Source organism: Bacillus sp. FG16, assembly GCF_057809515.1.
The window spans coordinates 22,988-41,191 of record NZ_JBMDKC010000016.1 but is presented as its reverse complement, the minus strand read 5'-3'; the positions used below and the strand labels follow the sequence as shown (position 1 = coordinate 41,191).

The 18,204-nt window shown below is 35.3% G+C and carries 22 protein-coding genes and 1 pseudogene; 7 read left to right on the top strand and 16 right to left on the bottom strand.

All coding sequences use genetic code 11. The features are described from left to right. The first annotated feature begins 25 nt into the window (after nucleotides 1-25). Nucleotides 26-439, top strand: a complete 414-nt coding sequence (locus tag ACODS7_RS08580; protein ID WP_002005839.1) for a YtrH family sporulation protein — start codon at nucleotides 26-28, stop codon at nucleotides 437-439. After that, nucleotides 436-939, top strand: a complete 504-nt coding sequence (gene ytrI / locus ACODS7_RS08575) for a sporulation membrane protein YtrI (RefSeq protein WP_001265736.1) — start codon at nucleotides 436-438, stop codon at nucleotides 937-939. Before ACODS7_RS08580 ends, ytrI begins: the two co-directional genes overlap by 4 nt. A 51-nt stretch (nucleotides 940-990) precedes the next feature. Here ytrI and ACODS7_RS08570 read toward each other — a convergent pair whose 3' ends face one another. Next, entirely contained in the window at nucleotides 991-1,923 is a 933-nt protein-coding gene (locus tag ACODS7_RS08570; RefSeq protein ID WP_243168676.1) for a DHH family phosphoesterase, read from the bottom strand. Nucleotides 1,924-2,083: 160 nt separating this feature from the next. Between ACODS7_RS08570 and ACODS7_RS08565 the strand changes: the two genes are divergently transcribed. Continuing rightward, complete coding sequence (locus tag ACODS7_RS08565) at nucleotides 2,084-2,389, top strand: YtpI family protein (protein WP_016080095.1); 306 nt, start codon at nucleotides 2,084-2,086, stop codon at nucleotides 2,387-2,389. Between the two features lie 8 nt (nucleotides 2,390-2,397). Here the strand turns inward: ACODS7_RS08565 and ACODS7_RS08560 are convergent, their stop codons facing one another. Then, a complete protein-coding gene (locus tag ACODS7_RS08560; protein WP_016080094.1) occupies nucleotides 2,398-2,661 on the bottom strand; it encodes a DUF3949 domain-containing protein in 264 nt (87 codons plus the stop codon). A 193-nt stretch (nucleotides 2,662-2,854) separates the two neighbouring features. After that, on the bottom strand, nucleotides 2,855-4,168 hold the full coding sequence (locus ACODS7_RS08555; protein WP_016080093.1) for a CBS domain-containing protein: 1,314 nt from the start codon (nucleotides 4,166-4,168) through the stop codon (nucleotides 2,855-2,857). 247 nt (nucleotides 4,169-4,415) lie between these two features. On the opposite strand from ACODS7_RS08555, the gene ACODS7_RS08550 reads away from it, so the two are divergent. After that, nucleotides 4,416-4,574 (top strand): hypothetical protein, encoded by a 159-nt coding sequence (locus ACODS7_RS08550; RefSeq protein WP_197242931.1) that lies wholly within the window; start codon nucleotides 4,416-4,418, stop codon nucleotides 4,572-4,574. A gap of 40 nt (nucleotides 4,575-4,614) precedes the next feature. On the opposite strand, the gene ACODS7_RS08545 is transcribed toward ACODS7_RS08550, so the two are convergent. Continuing rightward, nucleotides 4,615-5,298: a metal-dependent hydrolase gene (locus tag ACODS7_RS08545; protein WP_000868922.1), complete on the bottom strand. Its 684-nt coding sequence runs from the start codon at nucleotides 5,296-5,298 to the stop codon at nucleotides 4,615-4,617. 149 nt (nucleotides 5,299-5,447) lie between these two features. On the opposite strand from ACODS7_RS08545, the gene pepQ reads away from it, so the two are divergent. Next, nucleotides 5,448-6,545 (top strand): Xaa-Pro dipeptidase, encoded by a 1,098-nt coding sequence (gene pepQ, locus ACODS7_RS08540; protein ID WP_088115261.1) that lies wholly within the window; start codon nucleotides 5,448-5,450, stop codon nucleotides 6,543-6,545. A 181-nt stretch (nucleotides 6,546-6,726) separates the two neighbouring features. Here pepQ and ACODS7_RS08535 read toward each other — a convergent pair whose 3' ends face one another. Then, entirely contained in the window at nucleotides 6,727-7,092 is a 366-nt protein-coding gene (locus ACODS7_RS08535) for a DUF3221 domain-containing protein (protein WP_029443399.1), read from the bottom strand. 20 nt (nucleotides 7,093-7,112) lie between these two features. Next, nucleotides 7,113-7,487: a hypothetical protein gene (locus ACODS7_RS08530; RefSeq protein ID WP_029443400.1), complete on the bottom strand. Its 375-nt coding sequence runs from the start codon at nucleotides 7,485-7,487 to the stop codon at nucleotides 7,113-7,115. A gap of 94 nt (nucleotides 7,488-7,581) precedes the next feature. On the opposite strand from ACODS7_RS08530, the gene ACODS7_RS08525 reads away from it, so the two are divergent. Continuing rightward, a complete protein-coding gene (locus ACODS7_RS08525; RefSeq protein WP_088115263.1) occupies nucleotides 7,582-8,409 on the top strand; it encodes a DUF2785 domain-containing protein in 828 nt (275 codons plus the stop codon). A gap of 13 nt (nucleotides 8,410-8,422) precedes the next feature. Here ACODS7_RS08525 and ACODS7_RS08520 read toward each other — a convergent pair whose 3' ends face one another. The 8 genes and pseudogenes from ACODS7_RS08520 to ACODS7_RS08485 all read right to left on the bottom strand — a co-directional run bounded on the left by ACODS7_RS08520 (nucleotide 8,423) and on the right by ACODS7_RS08485 (nucleotide 13,247). Next, the gene (locus ACODS7_RS08520) at nucleotides 8,423-8,629 is read right to left on the bottom strand and encodes a hypothetical protein (protein ID WP_001248905.1); all 207 of its coding nucleotides are present in this window, start codon (nucleotides 8,627-8,629) and stop codon (nucleotides 8,423-8,425) included. A gap of 63 nt (nucleotides 8,630-8,692) precedes the next feature. After that, a pseudogene (locus tag ACODS7_RS08515) lies at nucleotides 8,693-8,833 on the bottom strand (anti sigma factor C-terminal domain-containing protein); the annotation flags it as partial. Nucleotides 8,834-9,066: 233 nt separating this feature from the next. Continuing rightward, the gene (locus ACODS7_RS08510) at nucleotides 9,067-9,411 is read right to left on the bottom strand and encodes a DUF6176 family protein (protein WP_001100204.1); all 345 of its coding nucleotides are present in this window, start codon (nucleotides 9,409-9,411) and stop codon (nucleotides 9,067-9,069) included. Nucleotides 9,412-9,413: 2 nt separating this feature from the next. Next, on the bottom strand, nucleotides 9,414-10,202 hold the full coding sequence (locus ACODS7_RS08505) for a GNAT family N-acetyltransferase (protein ID WP_029443402.1): 789 nt from the start codon (nucleotides 10,200-10,202) through the stop codon (nucleotides 9,414-9,416). Continuing rightward, nucleotides 10,199-10,531: a cupin domain-containing protein gene (locus tag ACODS7_RS08500; protein ID WP_000450933.1), complete on the bottom strand. Its 333-nt coding sequence runs from the start codon at nucleotides 10,529-10,531 to the stop codon at nucleotides 10,199-10,201. Before ACODS7_RS08500 ends, ACODS7_RS08505 begins: the two co-directional genes overlap by 4 nt. A gap of 44 nt (nucleotides 10,532-10,575) precedes the next feature. Then, entirely contained in the window at nucleotides 10,576-10,998 is a 423-nt protein-coding gene (locus ACODS7_RS08495) for a hypothetical protein (RefSeq protein WP_029443403.1), read from the bottom strand. 331 nt (nucleotides 10,999-11,329) lie between these two features. Further along, nucleotides 11,330-12,280 carry an NADP-dependent oxidoreductase gene (locus tag ACODS7_RS08490; protein ID WP_016080868.1) on the bottom strand — a complete coding sequence of 317 codons (951 nt, stop codon included), beginning with the start codon at nucleotides 12,278-12,280 and terminating at the stop codon, nucleotides 11,330-11,332. Nucleotides 12,281-12,293: 13 nt separating this feature from the next. Then, the gene (locus ACODS7_RS08485; protein ID WP_000410326.1) at nucleotides 12,294-13,247 is read right to left on the bottom strand and encodes an LLM class oxidoreductase; all 954 of its coding nucleotides are present in this window, start codon (nucleotides 13,245-13,247) and stop codon (nucleotides 12,294-12,296) included. A 416-nt stretch (nucleotides 13,248-13,663) separates the two neighbouring features. Between ACODS7_RS08485 and ACODS7_RS08480 the strand changes: the two genes are divergently transcribed. Beyond that, on the top strand, nucleotides 13,664-14,659 hold the full coding sequence (locus ACODS7_RS08480) for a zinc-dependent alcohol dehydrogenase family protein (RefSeq protein WP_098629890.1): 996 nt from the start codon (nucleotides 13,664-13,666) through the stop codon (nucleotides 14,657-14,659). Nucleotides 14,660-14,911: 252 nt separating this feature from the next. Here ACODS7_RS08480 and ACODS7_RS08475 read toward each other — a convergent pair whose 3' ends face one another. After that, nucleotides 14,912-15,706, bottom strand: coding sequence for an SDR family NAD(P)-dependent oxidoreductase (locus tag ACODS7_RS08475; RefSeq protein WP_243168381.1), 795 nt, complete (start codon nucleotides 15,704-15,706; stop codon nucleotides 14,912-14,914). Nucleotides 15,707-16,362: 656 nt separating this feature from the next. Continuing rightward, on the bottom strand, nucleotides 16,363-18,060 hold the full coding sequence (locus tag ACODS7_RS08470) for a M4 family metallopeptidase (RefSeq protein WP_098629891.1): 1,698 nt from the start codon (nucleotides 18,058-18,060) through the stop codon (nucleotides 16,363-16,365). Nucleotides 18,061-18,204 lie beyond the last annotated feature (144 nt).

The following is an 18,204-nucleotide window of genomic DNA, read 5'->3' as shown; positions in this document are numbered from 1 at the left end:
ACCTATTTGACTACTTTTATTATAGGTGATGAGGAAAGCGGAAATCAAAACATACTTCTTATACTTTGTCCATATATATGAAGAAGAAAGGGGAATGACGATGGATGTAAGAGAACATACTTTTTTCTCTCTGCTTATTATTAGTTATTTTATTGCCTTTGGGGTTATACTTGGCGGTTCATTAATTGGTGGATTTGGTGCGTTTCTTATCGGAAAACCGGCTCTAACTTACATTAATCAATTCGCCCAAAATTTAAGAATTTGGGCACTCGTTGCAGCAATCGGCGGAACATTCGATACCTTTTATAGCTTTGAAAGAAGTTTCTTTGGCGGAGATATGAAAGATATCGTAAAACAAATTCTCCTTATTTTTTTCGCAACTGGTGGTATGCAAACAGGTCTCATTATTATTAAATGGCTAACGCAGGAACATGTATGAGAGTACCAAGTGCCAATACAGCAAAAAGATGGTACTTAGTATTAGCTGGTGCTGCTGTTGGAGGCGTGTTGAGCTGGTTTATTTTTTTGTACATATACGGTGTTTTTCAAGAAGAACAAGCTAGTAAAATAGCAGAACAAAGAGAAATTATAGAAAAACAAGAAGCAAAGCTCCACGTCCTTCTCGAAGATCAAGAAAAATTGAACACTGAAAATAAACGGCTCTTAACCATTCAAGAAATTAAAATAAAACTTATCAATCGAGAAAAATACGATTTAGACAATCTTACACTCGAAAATATGACTACATCTATCCATAATGACCTCCAGCATCTTTTAACGAAAAACATTCAAAGTATCGCAAAAAATAAAGACCTACTCAAAAAGGTAATCGAAAACAAAACGTACAAACATTACGATCGACTATACCGTTTTAAAGTCGATACAATATCTTTTGATACAGTGCTTGAAATTAGCATTACTATAGAGAAAGAAAAATAAAGAAGGAGGGCTTTAGCGCCGCTCCTTCTTTTCGTTCTAACATATAATCTCTTATTTACAAATCTCACGTAAATCAGCAAAAAGACGATCCGCTTCTTCCCAAGAAGATGCCTTGGCACCAGAAGCCATCGGATGTCCTCCGCCGTTATATTGCATTGCCAATTTGTTTATAACTGGTCCTTTTGAACGAAGACGAACACGAATTACGTCGTCTTCCTCTAAAAATAGAACCCACGCCTTTAATCCGTCAATATTGCCAAGCGCTCCAACAACACCAGATGCTTCAGAAGGAAGTACATCAAATTCTTCTAATACTTCTTTCGTTAATTTAATGTAAGCTGCTCCTTCTTCTACCATCGTAAAGTTCTGTAAAATATAACCGTTTAAACGAGCAATTTTTTCTTTTGTCTTATACATTTCATTGTATAAATCTGTGAATTTCACATCCATGTCAACAAGCTCACTTACGTAACGAAGTGTTTTTGCTGTCGTATTTGGGAATAAGAAACGACCTGTATCTCCAACAATTCCCGCTAAAATAAGGCGAGCTGCTTCTTTTGTTATTTTTAATCCTTTATCTTTTCCATACGTGTAAAACTCGTAAATCATTTCACTTGTAGAACTCACTGTCGTATCTACCCATGTAATATCTCCATATGGATCTTCATTTGGATGATGATCAATTTTAATTAACATCTTCCCTTTTGTATAGCGTTGATCGTCAACACGTTCTTGATTCGCAGTATCACAAACAATAACAAGCGCATTTTCGTATACACTATCTTCAATATCATCCATTACTCGTAAGTATGCTAGTGACGGTTCATTGTACCCAACCGTATAAATATTTTTCTCTGGAAACGATTCTTGTAGAATTGTACCAAGACCACCCTGTGAACCTAATGCATCTGGATCCGGACGCACGTGGCGATGAATAATAATTGTATCAAACTCTTTAATTGCTCCTAAAATTTGCTCATGCATATGTATAATCTCCTTTTTAATCAACTTCTTCACTTTATCCTCCATTATAACGGAAAGTATTTCATACATGCGAACAATTGCTTTATAATAAAAGTTAGAAAGTTTAGATATTTCTTTTTTCTTTTCTATTATTTTTCACAAAGCGATGGGAGTGTTCATTATGCCAGTATTAGTCTTCTGTATTATCGTCTCATTTATGTTGTACCTCTTTTACAAAACAAAATACTTTCGTACAAACCGCCCAATGGAAAAAGGTTGGCTCTCAGGAAAATCCGCAATGGCACTCGGTTCATTCGTTTTATTTTTCGGGGTAAACCAATTCTTTTTAGAACTTTCAACCGCCCGTATTATTGTTGGTGTTTTATTCGTTCTATTTGGTAGTGCAAGTGTATTTAATGGATTTCGCCAATACAAACACTTCTTACCATTAGCAGTTAAAGAAGCCGAAGTCTATGAAGCAACATAAAAAAAGCATCAATATTGTGATGCTTTTTTACGTCCCTTAACTTTCAAAATCATATATGCAACAAACGCAGATGGTATATTAAATGGGTTACCTTGTACGTGAAAATGTAATTGTTCTTCTCCAAAAGACATTTTTTCATATAGCTCTCGCTGAGATAATCCTGTCTTTTCCTTTTTTTCACGTAAACCTTGTAAATATAAATATTGGATCGGTATCATTACAAGGAAGTAAAATAGTGCGATACTACCAAAAAAGAGTACTGTTGATGACATAATGTATACCACCTTCCAAAAAACCATTTTCTTACAATATAATCATAACACAATATACAACAAAATTGAATTACTATTCTGTCTTTTGTCACATTACTTTCCCACTAGCTTTTCCACTCCATCTAAAATCATGCCTTTCAAATTTAAAACAACAAAAAAGATGGAACAAATCAAAACGATTTGTTCCATCTTTTTATTTATCGATTAACTGCACCATAAGTAATGCTTTTCCAACGACATTACCATCATGATGCACCTCTACATCGACCTTACCAAATTTACGTCCAATTTCTAATACTTTCGGATGAACGGATACAACATTATCAATTTGAACTGGTTTTACGAAATAAATCGTTAAGTTTTCAACAATTAAATCGCTTTTCTTTTGCGCACGAATGACGCGATTTGTCGCTTCTGTCACAATTGTTGCAAATACACCGTACGATAACGTTCCGATTGAGTTCGTCATTTGCGGCGTCACTGAAAATTGATATAGATGCTCATTTTTCGCTTCTTTTGGCGTCATAAATTGATTCGTTACAATATCATCAATTGTTTCTCCAACTTGTGGCTGACGTTGAATCATTTGCAGTGCCTGAAGTACATCTTGACGGCTAATAATACCTTGCAGTTTATTTCCTTCCTCAACGACAGGAAGTAATTCAATTCCTTCCCACACCATCATACGTGCCGCAGCTGCGACAGACATTTTACCATTCACTGTAATTGGGTGTTTTGTCATTACTTTATCAATTGGTGTTTCTTTCGCTACACCGATCATGTCTTTTGAAGTTACGATTCCTAGCACTTTTTTATTTTCATCGACAATTGGATATCTTCCGTGCATTGTCTCTTCATTATATGCATGCCATTGCTGTACTGTATCATGCGGCTTTAAATATAACGTTTCTTCAATTGGTGTTAAAATATCCTCAACAAGTACAATTTCTTTCTTAATCAGTTGATCATAAATTGCACGGTTAATTAATGTTGCGACCGTAAATGTATCGTAGCTACTTGAAATAATCGGCAGCTTTAATTCATCTGCTAATTTCTTCACATGATCTTCCGTATCAAATCCGCCCGTAATTAATACAGCGGCTCCAGTTTCTAGCGCTAATTGATGTGCATTCGTACGGTTACCAATAATGAGTAAATTCCCAGCTTCTGTATAGCGCATCATCGCTTCTAATTTCATAGCTCCGATTACGAATTTATTTAATGTTTTATGTAGTCCTTCTCTGCCCCCAAGTACTTGACCGTCGACAATGTTAACGACTTCTGCATATGTCAGTTTTTCGATATTCTCTTTCTTCTTTTGTTCAATTCGAATTGTTCCGACACGTTCAATTGTACTAACATATCCTTTATTTTCTGCATCTTTAATTGCACGGTAAGCTGTCCCTTCACTTACACTCAAATCTTTCGCAATTTGTCTTACAGAAATTTTATGGCCTACTGGCAGGCTATTAATATGTTCTAAAATTTGGTTATGCTTGGTAGCCAAATGGTTTCACCATACTTTCTTTTCCCTAAATTCTTCATGTGTTGTACTTTCAGTATACTATATTTTCAAAACTGTTACACTCTCTCTTTGCATACCTGTACTATTTTTTTTATAACAAAATGACTCTTACATTCCACCAGTCATTCTATGACAACAATGTAATGCTTTTGTCATCTCATTCGATAGTTCGCCCACTTGATTCCCTATACAATGAAGACAAGAAATAAAACAAAGGAGCGAACACATGATGAAAAAACTTTTAGAGGTTGTAGGTGCTGTATTTTTAGCTTTCGTAGATGGGAAAAAAGTTGCAATGGAATTGAATGAAACACCTGAACAACCACGTACCAAAAGAAAAGAATCACCAAAACAAATACAAGCATTAAAAGCTGTCCTACACACGTAAAAAACCCTTCACTTTTCTTTTCAAATGAAGGGTTTCTTTTCTATAGTGTAATACTTTCTCCAGCTTCTAATACTTTCCCTGTACAATTTTGTAGCTTTTCTACAAATTGATATGGATCTTGTTCAATAACTGGGAACGTATTGTAATGCATCGGTACAACAGTTTTCGCATTAATCCATTTTGCCGCTAGTACAGCATCTTCTGGTCCCATTGTGAAATTATCGCCAATTGGTAAAAATGCTAGATCAACTTTATTCAATTCCCCAATTAACTTCATATCAGAGAATAGTGCAGTATCTCCTGCGTGGTACACTGTTTTCTCTTCTGCTGTAAATAAAATACCTGCTGGCATACCTGTATATGTAATCGTCTTATTTGCTTCATCAATATAACTAGAGCCGTGGAATGCTTGTGTAAACTTCACTTTTCCGAAGTCAAATTCATGTGAACCACCAATATGCATCGGATGTGTATTTACACCTTGCCAACTTAAAAATGTTGCTAGTTCAAATGGCGCTACAACAACTGCATTATTTTTCTTCGCAAGTTCTACTGTATCTCCAACATGATCACCGTGTCCATGCGATAAAAGGATTGCATCCACTTTTACATCTTCAGCTTTTAAATCTGTTTTCGGATTACCTGTTAAAAACGGGTCAATTAAAATAACTTTTCCATTCGCCTCAATTTTCACGACTGAATGTCCATGATAAGATACTTTCATTATTACATTCCTCCCCTATTCACATTCTCACTTTTTATTCTACATGATTTTTCAATTCCCTGTCTTTTCTAACATCTATTTACTTGTCATAACGCTTTCTTCCGAGTTAAAGTTATATTTGTAATTAAATATCTCGGGGGTGCCAATCGATGAATGCTAGATTAGAAAATTTAATGCAATGGCTAAAAGAAAAAAACGTAGAAGTTGCGTTCTTAACTTCTACACCGAACGTCTTCTACATGACGAACTTCCACTGTGAACCGCATGAAAGATTACTTGGTATGTTTGTATTCCAAGAAAAAGAACCTATTTTAATTTGTCCTAAAATGGAAGAAGGTCAAGCACGTAACGCTGGCTGGGCACATGAAATTATCGGATTTACTGATACTGACAGACCATGGGATATGATTGCAAAAGCAATTAAAGACCGCGGCATTAATGCAAATGCAGTTGCAATTGAAAAAGAACATTTAAACGTAGAGCGCTACGAAGAATTAACGAAATTATTCCCAAATGCAGCTTTCAAATCAGCTGAGGAGAAAGTTCGCGAACTTCGTTTAATTAAAGATGAAAAAGAACTTTCTATTTTACGCGAAGCAGCTAAAATGGCGGACTACGCTGTTGAAGTTGGTGTAAATGCAATTAAAGAAAACCGCAGCGAGCTAGAAGTATTAGCAATTATTGAACACGAATTAAAAACAAAAGGCATACATAAAATGTCATTTGATACGATGGTATTAGCGGGTGCAAACTCTGCTCTTCCACACGGTATTCCTGGCGCAAACAAAATGAAGCGCGGTGATTTCGTACTATTTGATTTAGGTGTAATCATTGAAGGTTATTGCTCTGATATTACACGTACAGTAGCATTCGGTGAGATTTCTGAAGAGCAAACTCGCATTTACAACACTGTACTTGCTGGACAACTACAAGCAGTTGAAGCATGTAAACCAGGTGTTACACTTGGCGCAATCGACAACGCTGCTCGTTCTGTTATCGCAGATGCAGGTTACGGAGACTTCTTCCCGCACCGACTTGGTCATGGACTTGGAATTAGCGTACACGAATATCCAGATGTAAAAGCTGGTAACGAGTCTCCATTAAAAGAAGGTATGGTCTTCACAATCGAACCTGGTATTTACGTACCAAACGTAGGTGGCGTTCGTATTGAAGATGATATTTACATCACAAAAGACGGATCAGAAATTTTAACGAAATTCCCGAAAGAATTACAATTTGTGAAATAATAAAGTGAAACTTTAATCAGTGGGGATTTCGTTCATCCCCCACTGATTATCAGCCCTCACCAATCGGACTTTTACGGACAGTTGATCCCCCACCTAACTTCTTTGCTTCCGCTGAATTTTGAGGTGGGGGTCTTACTGCCCGTTAAAGCGGGATAAAAAGGCAGCGTGAATGCTGCCTTTTTTATTTCTCTACTATTTCAAATTTCTCTACAATCATTCTTGCTGGATAGCTTTCAAGTATTTGAGAAAACCATACTTTTATTTTATCCCCTGTTTTTAACTGTTTACATGCGTCTTTGTCCTTAAAGCTCAAGACTATATGTGATGGATGCTCTTTATTCATTTGTTGTTCTATATAATTTTGTAACTCTACTTTTGTTTCAAACGTTTTATCATCGGCAAAAAACACCGTGTCATTTCTTAATATGATATACCCTTCTTTAGGGACTTCTTTTACCGTTACTTGCTCTACTTGTTTTGTAGTACACGCTGATAATATGACTAGAAATACACTTAAAAACATAACAATTTTCATATACCTATTCATTTTTAACTCCTTACTCTAGGCTATTTCAGATTTAGCACCATCTTCTCCTCATACTTATCATCCCATTTAATTACAACTTCTATCGGTTCATCTTTAGATAGAGGTGCACAACTTACACAAGAAGATTTCATTTCAACCCTTGCTCCTTTATGAACTTCTGACGTTTGTGTCATTGTACTAAAGGCTCCATTAATAGCAATCTCTAAGTTTTTAAATTCTGTATTCCCATCTCCGCCCTTGTACTGAAACGTAAACATTCCATCTTCACTGTCATCCTTAATATGCCCTTTATATTGTCCAGTCCAACTTTTGCTCTCGCTAGAAAAATTAACATACGAAATGGAACAGCTTCCTAAAAAGAAAATACTAATGAAAAAAAATAATGCTCTCTTCATAATGCCCCCTCCATTCAAATGCACTTATTTATTGTCTATTTCTTCCTCTTATTATATTATAAAAATACAGAATTTTCTAAAATAGGAGGTTTATATGTTACAACAACAGTTAGAAAAAATTCGTAATAATAATTACATCATAGATAACACACTTCATATTGATTCTTTAAGTTCCAGTATGCTTGAACATATCGGTGTTACTGATAGCTATTTAAGGGACAAACTCATCTACTCTACTTTTTATCATCTCATCAAAAATCGCTACCTTTCACACACACAATTACAGAAACTATTATTAGAAAGCATCGGTGAAAAATATTTATTGTATAAAATTCATTCAGATGATGAAGATGCTGTATTTACTCGCGCATTTACGACCTTATTAATTGCGCTCATTATAGATGCAGATACAACTCATAATTTCTTATCACAGAATGATATTTTAACTGTAAAAGATCAATTAATTCTATATATGAACAATGAACATGATTTCCGCGGATATGTTCCAGACCACGGCTGGGCACATAGTATCGCTCATGCTTCCGATACATTTAAGGCGCTTGTTCATAATCCTAAACTAGAAACTTTACATTACGAAGAGATATTAAAAACTTTGTTAAACAAAGTTTTTGTCCATTCTATTTACTATAAATACGAAGAAGACGAGCGTCTCGTTTATCCGATTGTCGCAATGCTGCAAAATGGCCTGAAAGAAGAAATACTCATATTAGCCCTTCGTGACTTAGTAGCTCAATTACCGGTCCAAAAACAAGCACTACCTATTGAATCGTACGAGTTTCTATATGGAAATACAAAATCTTTCTTACGTAGCTTATTTTTCAGACTACGCACACTTTCTATATGTGAAGAAACCGAATTCGATATTGAAAAATTGCTACAAGAGCTTCCAAAATATTATTAAAAAAGAAGGCCACTCAAAAAGTGCCTTCTTCTATTTCACTAATATTTAATTGAAATTTCACGATCCAAACTGAGAAAAGGTGGACAAGAAGCGCAAACGCCATACATGCTCCACTTAAAAAAGTTAGTATAGGATGCGAATACACGTGCCCCAACCCATAGGATATCGCCACGAAAAACATTGTTATGTAAATATAAATTGCTCCATGTATTTGCCTCATATAAACCTCCTTTTCCCATATTATAACATGAATTTTCTGATTATTCACATTAATTACTTGTAATCAATATTTCTCAACTGTTACACCTCTTACAGCAGCCTTAATATACGGTGACCCTTGTAAACTTTGTAAATCCTCTGTTTTTCCTGTTACGACTATACCGTATATTGGTAAGTCTTTTGGTTTGGTGTTTTTTATTTCTTTATCCCGCATTAACGGGCAGTAAGACCTCACATCAAAATTCAGCGGAAGCAAGAAGTTAGACGGGGGATGAACCCCACACTGATTAAAGTTTCACTTTATAGTTTATCCTAAAATATTCTCAGTATCCCTCTTTATTTTCACTTAAAGACATCCAAATGCAACTTTTATAAATTGTTTCATAATAAAAAGCACATCCATTTTGATGCGCTTCTCTGAAATACTATACTATTCTATTATTTCATCGCTTCCTTCACAACATCTTGAATCATAACAACTTCTGTTTTCATATCAATAGACGGTGCTTCTTCATCGATACATTCATACCAAAATGCTAAGTGCTTTTTATCAATTTCATGATGCGAATTTTCGACAAAAATACCACCTTCTCCTTGCACAGAATACCAATATAAGTACTCTTCTCCATCTCTTATTTCCCGGAAAATTGTCTCAACGTACATCTTTTCGTCGTTTAATGTCAAAAGCACTTCTTTCAAATTGTCATTAAGAAGCTGCATCCATTCATCTACTCGATGACTCTTACCAGGCTTAACTTTAAATCTTGTTAATTCTACATTCATTTTTATTCCCCCGTTTTCTTACGTACAAATAAACTATATTCTATTGGATGATAAAAACTTAATTTACTAGCTAATTTTCGCGAAGGAATATTGTCTACATAACAATCCCAGCTCGGTATAATGTCATTTTGCATGCAATGTTCAATGAACCTTGTTGCAACAGCTTGAGCTAATCCTTTCCCTTGATGCGCTTCATGTGTTGCAATATCTATTTCAGCAAAACCATTCCCGCTAAATATTGAGACGCATTCAGCTACAATTATCCCATCTTGTTCTATACAAAATCCAAAACCACTGTTCAAAAACGTTTCTTTTGATCCCCAATACTCTTTGTAGTACTCCTCTTTAAATTCACTGCTGCGCTCTATATCTCTTCTATCAATACGCTTCACTTCATATGTATTTTTGTTAAAATCTCGTTGGCTCTCTTCAAAGGTTACGCTTTGAAATTTCATTCGCGGGATGTTCCGAAGTACATTACTAAAACGCTCTTCTATCATCATTTCCCACTCTTCACTCGAAGTGAACAGTGTAAATCTCTTCTCTGTTTTTTCAATAGCCGTTTTTAAATATGAAAATAACTCTTCGTTATAATTTTGATCATCCGTATCACCAAATAAATAATAGATACCATTAGCTGTAATAATTAATCCTGCTGTTAATTGCCCGTTTTTAAAAACCTCACCATCTATCATTTGATCACATACCGCATAAGCAAACGTCGTCGTTCTTGTATTACCTTCTAAAACCGGAAGAACTTTTCTATAATCGGCTACAGATAATTTTTTCATAATTGCTCCACTTTAATCGTATCAGCCTCTATATGTTCAAAACAAAGATTTACCGTTCTCTTTAATGCTCTTGTTCTATGAATCGTACATGCTGGAATTAAAATAGAATCATTTGGCTTTAAAACCGCTGTTTCTCCATCTTCAAAATCAATAAGTAATTCTCCCTCTAGCACAATAAATAATTCATCCGAATTAGAATGATAGTGCCAATCATATTCACCAGTAAATACAGCGATTCGTAAACAATGACTGTTTATATTTGAAACGACGAAGTTTTTATGTTGATCTTGAATGTCTTTTGTTAATTCTATTAAGTTCACAGTTTCCATATTTCGTCCTATCCTTTCATTAGTCGTTCTTCTGAAAAATTAACTTAATCTCCACCACCTCCGCAATCTCCTCCACCATCACTTGAGCTACTACAATCACTGCTACTGTAGTCACCGAATCCACTTGATGAGCTTGAAGCGTATGAAGATTTTTTGCTTCTTTTTCTATCTTTTTTACTTTCATGACTAGGCCATACTTTATTAAATAATATAAAGAATAAGACTAATTCTATTGCGAAAAGGATATAGCCTAAAATATTCTCAATAATATTCGGGGTTATATCAAAACTGTAAAACACCCCACCTGAATAAAGACACAAAATGATATACAGAGCCATACAAATATATCGAAATGTTTTTTCTATCATAAGGACTACTTTATTTGAAATAGGTACGTTCTGTTCCTGTTTTTTCTTTATATACCTTTGTCTCTTTGCCTGCTTTTTCTTCCTCTTTTTACTCCCCATCCAATCCCCTCTTTTTATTATATAATTCTAAATTATCACAATAAAAATCGATTTACACCAATAAAGTGAAACTTTGATCAGTGGGGGGGGTTATTCATCCCCCCACTGATTATTAGTTGAACCAATCGGGCTTTTACGGGCAGTTGATCCCCCACCTAACTTCTTTGCTTCCGCTGAAGTTTGAGGCGGGGATCTTACTGCCCGTTAATGCGGAATAAAAGAAATGTCATTGAATCCATTTGTTCTCTCCCTTTTAAAACAATTGCTAGAATAGAATATATAAGTTCATTCGCTACTTAGCAAAATATTGTCTCTAAAACCTCATACTTTACTAATGTTTCTTCAATACAATTTTGCCAAGAGCACGTTCTGACTCACTTATGTGGTGTGCTTTTTTTACGCCTTCTACATGTAAAGGCAACACATGTGTTACAACAGGTTTAATCTTCCCGCCCTCAATTAATTCTGTAATAAGAGAAAGTTCATATCCGTTAGGTTCAGTAAATATATGGTCACTCTGAATATTTTTCTCTCTTGCTATTTCAGTTTGCGGAATTTCCATACCTTTCGGACCATAGATAGACGCTAACTTTCCATTTGGTGCAAGTACTTTATAACTATCCTTTAGTACATCCTCGCCTAACACATCAAATACAATATTGTAATTATGCAAAAGCAAAGAAAAATCTTCTGTTTTGTAATCAATGACAGTATCAGCGCCTAAATCCTTTACAAACTGTATGTTTTTCGTACTAGTCGTAGTTGCAACATGTGCACCGAAGCTTTTTGCTAGCTGAATAGCAAACGTACCAATCCCGCCAGATCCAGCATGAATTAAAACCTTATTACCCTTTTGAACATTAGCGAATTTCACTAAACTTTGCCAACTTGTCAAACCTACTAGAGGGATTGATGCTGCTTCCTCAAAAGATAGATTTCTCGGTTTTTTCGCTACATACTTCTCATCTACAGCCACGTACTCTGCATAAGTACCATTTCGTTCAATATCTGGACGACTATATACTTCATCCCCCACTTTAAATGCTGTTACGTTTTTTCCTATAGCAGCAACTACACCTGCAACATCCCATCCTAAAACGAGCGGGAAGTCATAAGAAATTACGTCTTGAAGTAAACCCTCACGTATTTTCCAATCCACAGGATTTACACCAGCTGCATATACTTCAATCAGTATATCGTTGTCTCCCAATAGCGGTTTCTGCATTTCAATCTCTTGTAGTACACTTTTATCTCCATACTGCATAAGTCCTATTGCTTTCATTCTTTACACTCCTTTACAATGCTGGGAAATGAGGTAGTACTTCTTCTCCTAGCTCATCCAATACTTCGTCAGCTGGACGTTGACCATCAAATAGAGCAAGGAATAAATGATTCACACCAATACTTTTATATATATCAAGTAATTCAATTAGTGCCTTACGCCCTGTACGGTAACCTAAACGGATCGGTGTAGGACGTTCATTTGGATCTTCAGATAAATCTAAATGCATCGGTTGTATAAATGGTTTGAATACATCTGGATGATAATCCTCTACTAGTTCTCTCCATTGTCCAATTGCTCCCGCTTGATGTACTGGACTACGTGGATAATACATCCATCCATCTCCATGTTCAGCGAACCAGTCCATATTTTGCTGACTAAAACCTGTAATAAAGGTTGGAATATGCTTAGACGGTTTTGGAACTAAATTCGCACCATGAACTTCTCCTAGTGTCGACTGGATAGACGGGAAGTTTTTATACAAAATTTCTTCCAAGTAAGCAAACGCTTCTCTAAACTTTTCACCTCGTGTTTCATGACTAACACCTAACGCCTTGAAATCAGCACGTCTGTCACCGGATGAAACGCCAAGCATAATTCTTTCTGGAAATAGTTGATCCAATGTAGCAATTTCTTTCGCCACACGCAATGGATGACGAAGTGACAATACAGTTGCCGACGTTCCAAATGCGATTTTCTCTGTTTTGCTTGCTAAATATGTCAAATAAATCATCATATCGTAAATTTGACCTGTTGCAGGATCACCAAAGTCAGGGTCTTGCAGCAATACATCGCGAAGCCATACACCTGTAAAACCGTATTGTTCCGCTTTTTGTACTAACTCTACTTGTTTTTCCATCGTTGGAGCATGAAACTGATAATTTTCAATCGGAATGTGAACTCCTAATGTAAGTTGATCTTTCGCAAACATACGATTATATCCAAAATGATTCGCAAACTTTTCCATGTGTTTCACTCACTTTCCTTCATTCATATAAATCTATACTTTTCTTTACTCTTAATATTTCTTTTGAAATTTCATAGACAATGCTGTAACACCACATTGTTGCCGATTGTAATCGTTATAACTTTCTTTGTGCTACGAGTGTTATTATAAATCGGCCATAACATGAATAACAGTACGTACTTTAAAGTGATGTAGGCACTTTAAAGTACCTATACTAAGTGAGTAATAATAAATCATGCTGCAAAAATAACATCTATCCTTTCTTCAAAAAGCTGTACCGTTGCTTTTGCAAGTACGTTACATTATTTCACGTACTTTCCTCTTCTTTATATAAAATTCTCACTAACCAAATTCAAAATATTATACTTATTTTTCGTACTTTGCTATGCTATAACCACAAACAGGAGGTATAAACTATGAAAGCACAAATTATCCATTCTTTTGGGGATTCATCTGTATTTCAATTAGAAGAAGTTTCAAAACCAAAACTTTTACCAGGTCATGTTCTAATCGATGTAAAAGCAACAAGTGTAAATCCAATCGATACAAAAATGCGTAGTGGCGCTGTTTCAGCAGTCGCTCCTGAGTTTCCAGCTATATTACACGGCGATGTAGCTGGTATTGTTATTGAAGTAGGAGAAGGTGTTTCGAAATTCAAATCAGGGGATGAAGTATACGGATGTGCCGGAGGTTTTAAAGAAACTGGAGGTGCACTTGCAGAATTTATGCTTGCTGATGCACGATTAATTGCTCACAAACCTAAAAATTTAACAATGGAAGAAGCAGCTGTCTTGCCATTAGTTGCAATTACAGCTTGGGAATCTTTATTTGATCGTGCAAATATTAAACCTGGTCAAAATGTTCTCATTCATGGAGCTACTGGTGGCGTAGGACACGTAGCCATTCAACTAGCTAAATGGGCAGGCGCTAAAGTTTTTACAACCGCTTCTCAGCAAAGCAAAATAGACATCGCCCATCGTCTAGGAGCCGACATAGCTATTAATTATAAAGAAGAATCTGTTCAAGAATATGTAAAAAAACATACGAACGGAAACGGATTTGAAGTTATATTTGATACAGTAGGCGGCAAGAATCTCGATCATTCTTTTGAAGCTGCTGCGGTCAATGGAACCGTCGTAACAATCGCTGCTCGTTCAACCCATGACCTCTCTCCTTTACACGCAAAAGGACTCTCTCTGCACGTTACTTTTATGGCGTTAAAAATATTACATACAGATAAACGTGACGCTTGCGGGGAAATTTTAACTAAACTAACGCAAATAGTAGAAGAAGGACACCTTCGACCATTGCTAGATTCTAAAACTTTTACGTTTGATGAAGTTGCACAAGCACATGAATATTTGGAGTCAAATAAAGCAATTGGGAAAATAGTGTTGAAAAACGTTTGGTAACTTTCACTAAATAATACAAATAACAGCGGGATTGCTTCGCCTTATCTTTGTCTTAAGAGGCGTGCCACAACCTTAAAAGCTTTCCATCCTTTACAACAAGTAAAAAATAACAGCCGAATTTTTCTTATAGTAGAAAATTCGGCTGTTTGCATGTCGCAATTTACTTTTGTATATTTCCATTAATAGATAAAATACAACTCATTTGCCTTACCATCTTTACCTTCAACAGAATATTATGTTGTTTTTAATTTTTTAAAACACACTACGTACTAATCCCCCGTCTATTCGCAACGCGGAACCATTAATTGCTGAAGAAAGTGGGCTGCTTAAGAAAGTGACAAGATTGGCAATTTCTTCTGGTCGAATAAGTCTTTGAATAATAGAGGTTGGTCGATTCTCTTTCATAAATCGCTTCTCAGCTTCTTCTATTGTCAATTGCTCATTAGGATAAAGACTATTTAACATAGTCTCCACTCCTTCCGTTAAAGTCGAACCAGGCATTATAGTATTAACAGTCACATTCGTTCCTGTCGTCAGCTCAGCTAAACTGCGAGAAAGTGAGAGTTGCATCGTTTTAGTCGCACTATAGTGAGCCATTTCTTGAGATGGCATAATAGCTGCTTCGCTAGCAATAAAGATGACTCTTCCTTCTTTTCTTTCAATCATTTGTTTTAAATACGAGCGAGTAAGTCGAACACCACTCATAATATTGACTTCAAACAATTTAAACCAATCTTCATCAGGAATATCAAAATATTCTACAGGTTCAAAAATTCCTAAGTTATTAATAAGAATGTCTACTTCAGGGTACTTTTCAATCACATTTTGGCACCCTTTTTCTGTTCCTAAATCAGCTACTACGGGTTGAAGGATAGCATCAGGATACTGCGCTCGAATTTCTTTTATCGTTTGATTAACATTTTCTTCACGGCGTCCATTAATAAGTACAGTAGCTCCTTTCGCTACTAAAGAAGTGGCAATTGCTTTTCCAATCCCTGCCGTAGATCCAGTAACCAGTGCTGTTTTTCCTTTTAATTGCGTATGCATATAGATTCCTCCAAATTCATGTGCTAAATGATTGACTTACGTTGGAATAAATAATTACGTTTATATTGTGGTGCACTTCTCTTATCTTTAACAGAAAATAAGCAAATCCACACTTGTTTCGAAAGAGTATAAAGTGAAACTTGAATCAGTGGGGGTCTTACTGCCCGGCAAATAGCGGGATAAACGAAAATTATGTAGCTATGGGACTCTGTACTGAATTAAAAATCGAAATTATCATCATTTAGATCTACTCGATAATTCTGATTCTAATCATTGTAATGTTAAAAAATCACATCAACAGCAGAGTAAAGCTAAAACCAACTAGTAAATACCATTATGATATATATTAACTAGAAAGAAAATTACGCACTTTAAAGTTCCATAGGAACAAAAAAGTGCCCTATTTACTATAATTTCTAACTTTTTATATTTACTAACGTAGTATCCTTTTCCATCATAGAAAAGAGTGTAAAATCACACATTCTTACATACAGTTATAAGATTATTTTTATTCTAATTAACTAAAAACCATATAACACATTTGTAAAATAAAATTCTAAAAAAACCTTGCAGAAAAATTCTACAAGGTTTTTGCCTATACACACAAATTAATCACTATATTAAAATAAAAGGGTTTATAATTCATCAAAATAATATTAAATATAAGCTGCTTTAAAGGCTTGTTGGACAGCTTGTACTTCTAATGAGTCTTTACCATATAAGTTCGTTGCTACACGAATACAAGCTTCTTTTAATTCTTTAAAGTTAGAAGTCATATTTAATTCATCCGTATTTGCATAATAGAAAATATCAAACATTTTATCTTCTCCAATGCCATGTACGTTTACTCCATTATGGTTTCCACCACTAGCAATCAAGTAAGCTACTTTATTAATAATGCTAGAGTTCGTGTGTACACCACCATGATCGTGGTCAGCATCGATAGGTAAGTTATTATAATGTCTATAGTCCTCCGGATATCTAGAAGAGATAGATGATGGGTTTTTCATATCTCTAAAAATACGACCTGATTGTTCTCCCATTGTCCAATTGAACTTTCCGTTATTGGCATACTTTTCAACTGCTACTCCTAAAATATCAGATAGAGCCTCATTAATGGCACCAGCTTCTCCTGCGTACTCAAGTCCAGACTCATTTCTTGTAACCGCGTGTGTAAATTCATGTCCTGCCACATCAAATGCTCTAACAATTGGATCTCCGTATACTAGCATAGCTCCATTACTAAATGCATTGAACCACTGCTTAGGATTTCCTTTATTCGTACCATTTGTGTTCCAACCATGAACGACAGAAATTACTTTTTGCCCATTATTATCAAAGCTGTTACGGCCATATTTTTCTTGATAAAAATCATATACTTTTGTTGCTAAATAATGGGCACTAACTGCTTTAGGATCTGTAAAATTTGTAGAATTACTTGTTACTAAATCATCGAGATACCCCCATACATTTCTTCTATAATTATTATAATCTTTATAATTAGCAGTATATGTTTCAATTCCCTTACCACGAGAATAATCTGCAAGCATGTACGTTCCATCACTTCGCTGTGTAATTCCAAACGTACGATTAATGCCTAAGTCATCTTTTCCTGTACCTGTTAATTTTGAAGGATCTTGTGATTTATTTGCTGTCGCAGATTGGACAATACTACTATCTACTTGTATACCCAATTTTTGAACGAGTTCTTTTAATAGATTTCCACCAAAAGCATCAATTAATACTGTACCAGATACATATTCAGGTGTAGATGCACTAAAAGTAATTTGATATGCGTTTGTAGCTTTATTTGTATTTTCATCTACATATACCACTTGTTTAATTTCTGGTTCTTCAATAAATGTGAGATCATTTCCATAGATGTTGAAAAGCTGTTTCTTTGCATCCTCTTCTGATAAAGTAATAGGTTGTTTCAAATCTTCCTTTTGTTGTAGATCTTGGGCACTATCCCCCGAAACGCTCGTAAGTACACCATCATCATTAATATGTGCTGTTAGTTGATATCCGTATACATCACGTCCTTCATACGTTTGTTGAAGACGTACCAATGTAGTACCATCATAAGATTTACGACTTTGCGTAACATTATAATTAACTTTGGATTCCGTATTAACTTGCTTTGATGATAATGCTTGTTCTGTTTTTCCTTTTAGTGCATCCTTTGCTACATTTTCTGCCGAATTTTGAGAAGGTGCTGTTAAATTACCTGTTCGGAACGTATCTTCCTTTGTTTCCACTTTTAAATCTTCTGTTTCCGCATGCACTCCTCCAGAGGGCATAATCGCCGATAACACCACACCTGTAGTTAAACCTACCTTTACGAAATTATTCATACTCTTACTCCTTTATAATCTTATTATTAAGTTAAATAAATGTTCTTTAGAATTGGAAACATAGATATTTCAAACTATCTATGTTTATCTACTGTTTATGAATTGTGATTCCTCATAATATAGATAGATTGTGTCGTTACTTTT

Coding starts and splice junctions, on each gene's coding strand:
- ytrI (WP_001265736.1), top strand. CDS start 436: ATGAGAGTACCAAGTGCCAATACAGCAAAAAGATGGTACTTAGTATTA.
- ACODS7_RS08570 (WP_243168676.1), bottom strand. CDS start 1,923: ATGCATGAGCAAATTTTAGGAGCAATTAAAGAGTTTGATACAATTATT.
- ACODS7_RS08565 (WP_016080095.1), top strand. CDS start 2,084: ATGCCAGTATTAGTCTTCTGTATTATCGTCTCATTTATGTTGTACCTC.
- ACODS7_RS08560 (WP_016080094.1), bottom strand. CDS start 2,661: ATGTCATCAACAGTACTCTTTTTTGGTAGTATCGCACTATTTTACTTC.
- ACODS7_RS08550 (WP_197242931.1), top strand. CDS start 4,416: ATGAAAAAACTTTTAGAGGTTGTAGGTGCTGTATTTTTAGCTTTCGTA.
- ACODS7_RS08545 (WP_000868922.1), bottom strand. CDS start 5,298: ATGAAAGTATCTTATCATGGACATTCAGTCGTGAAAATTGAGGCGAAT.
- pepQ (WP_088115261.1), top strand. CDS start 5,448: ATGAATGCTAGATTAGAAAATTTAATGCAATGGCTAAAAGAAAAAAAC.
- ACODS7_RS08535 (WP_029443399.1), bottom strand. CDS start 7,092: ATGAATAGGTATATGAAAATTGTTATGTTTTTAAGTGTATTTCTAGTC.
- ACODS7_RS08530 (WP_029443400.1), bottom strand. CDS start 7,487: ATGAAGAGAGCATTATTTTTTTTCATTAGTATTTTCTTTTTAGGAAGC.
- ACODS7_RS08525 (WP_088115263.1), top strand. CDS start 7,582: ATGTTACAACAACAGTTAGAAAAAATTCGTAATAATAATTACATCATA.
- ACODS7_RS08520 (WP_001248905.1), bottom strand. CDS start 8,629: ATGAGGCAAATACATGGAGCAATTTATATTTACATAACAATGTTTTTC.
- ACODS7_RS08510 (WP_001100204.1), bottom strand. CDS start 9,411: ATGAATGTAGAATTAACAAGATTTAAAGTTAAGCCTGGTAAGAGTCAT.
- ACODS7_RS08505 (WP_029443402.1), bottom strand. CDS start 10,202: ATGAAAAAATTATCTGTAGCCGATTATAGAAAAGTTCTTCCGGTTTTA.
- ACODS7_RS08500 (WP_000450933.1), bottom strand. CDS start 10,531: ATGGAAACTGTGAACTTAATAGAATTAACAAAAGACATTCAAGATCAA.
- ACODS7_RS08495 (WP_029443403.1), bottom strand. CDS start 10,998: ATGGGGAGTAAAAAGAGGAAGAAAAAGCAGGCAAAGAGACAAAGGTAT.
- ACODS7_RS08490 (WP_016080868.1), bottom strand. CDS start 12,280: ATGAAAGCAATAGGACTTATGCAGTATGGAGATAAAAGTGTACTACAA.
- ACODS7_RS08485 (WP_000410326.1), bottom strand. CDS start 13,247: ATGGAAAAGTTTGCGAATCATTTTGGATATAATCGTATGTTTGCGAAA.
- ACODS7_RS08480 (WP_098629890.1), top strand. CDS start 13,664: ATGAAAGCACAAATTATCCATTCTTTTGGGGATTCATCTGTATTTCAA.
- ACODS7_RS08475 (WP_243168381.1), bottom strand. CDS start 15,706: ATGCATACGCAATTAAAAGGAAAAACAGCACTGGTTACTGGATCTACG.
- ACODS7_RS08470 (WP_098629891.1), bottom strand. CDS start 18,060: ATGAATAATTTCGTAAAGGTAGGTTTAACTACAGGTGTGGTGTTATCG.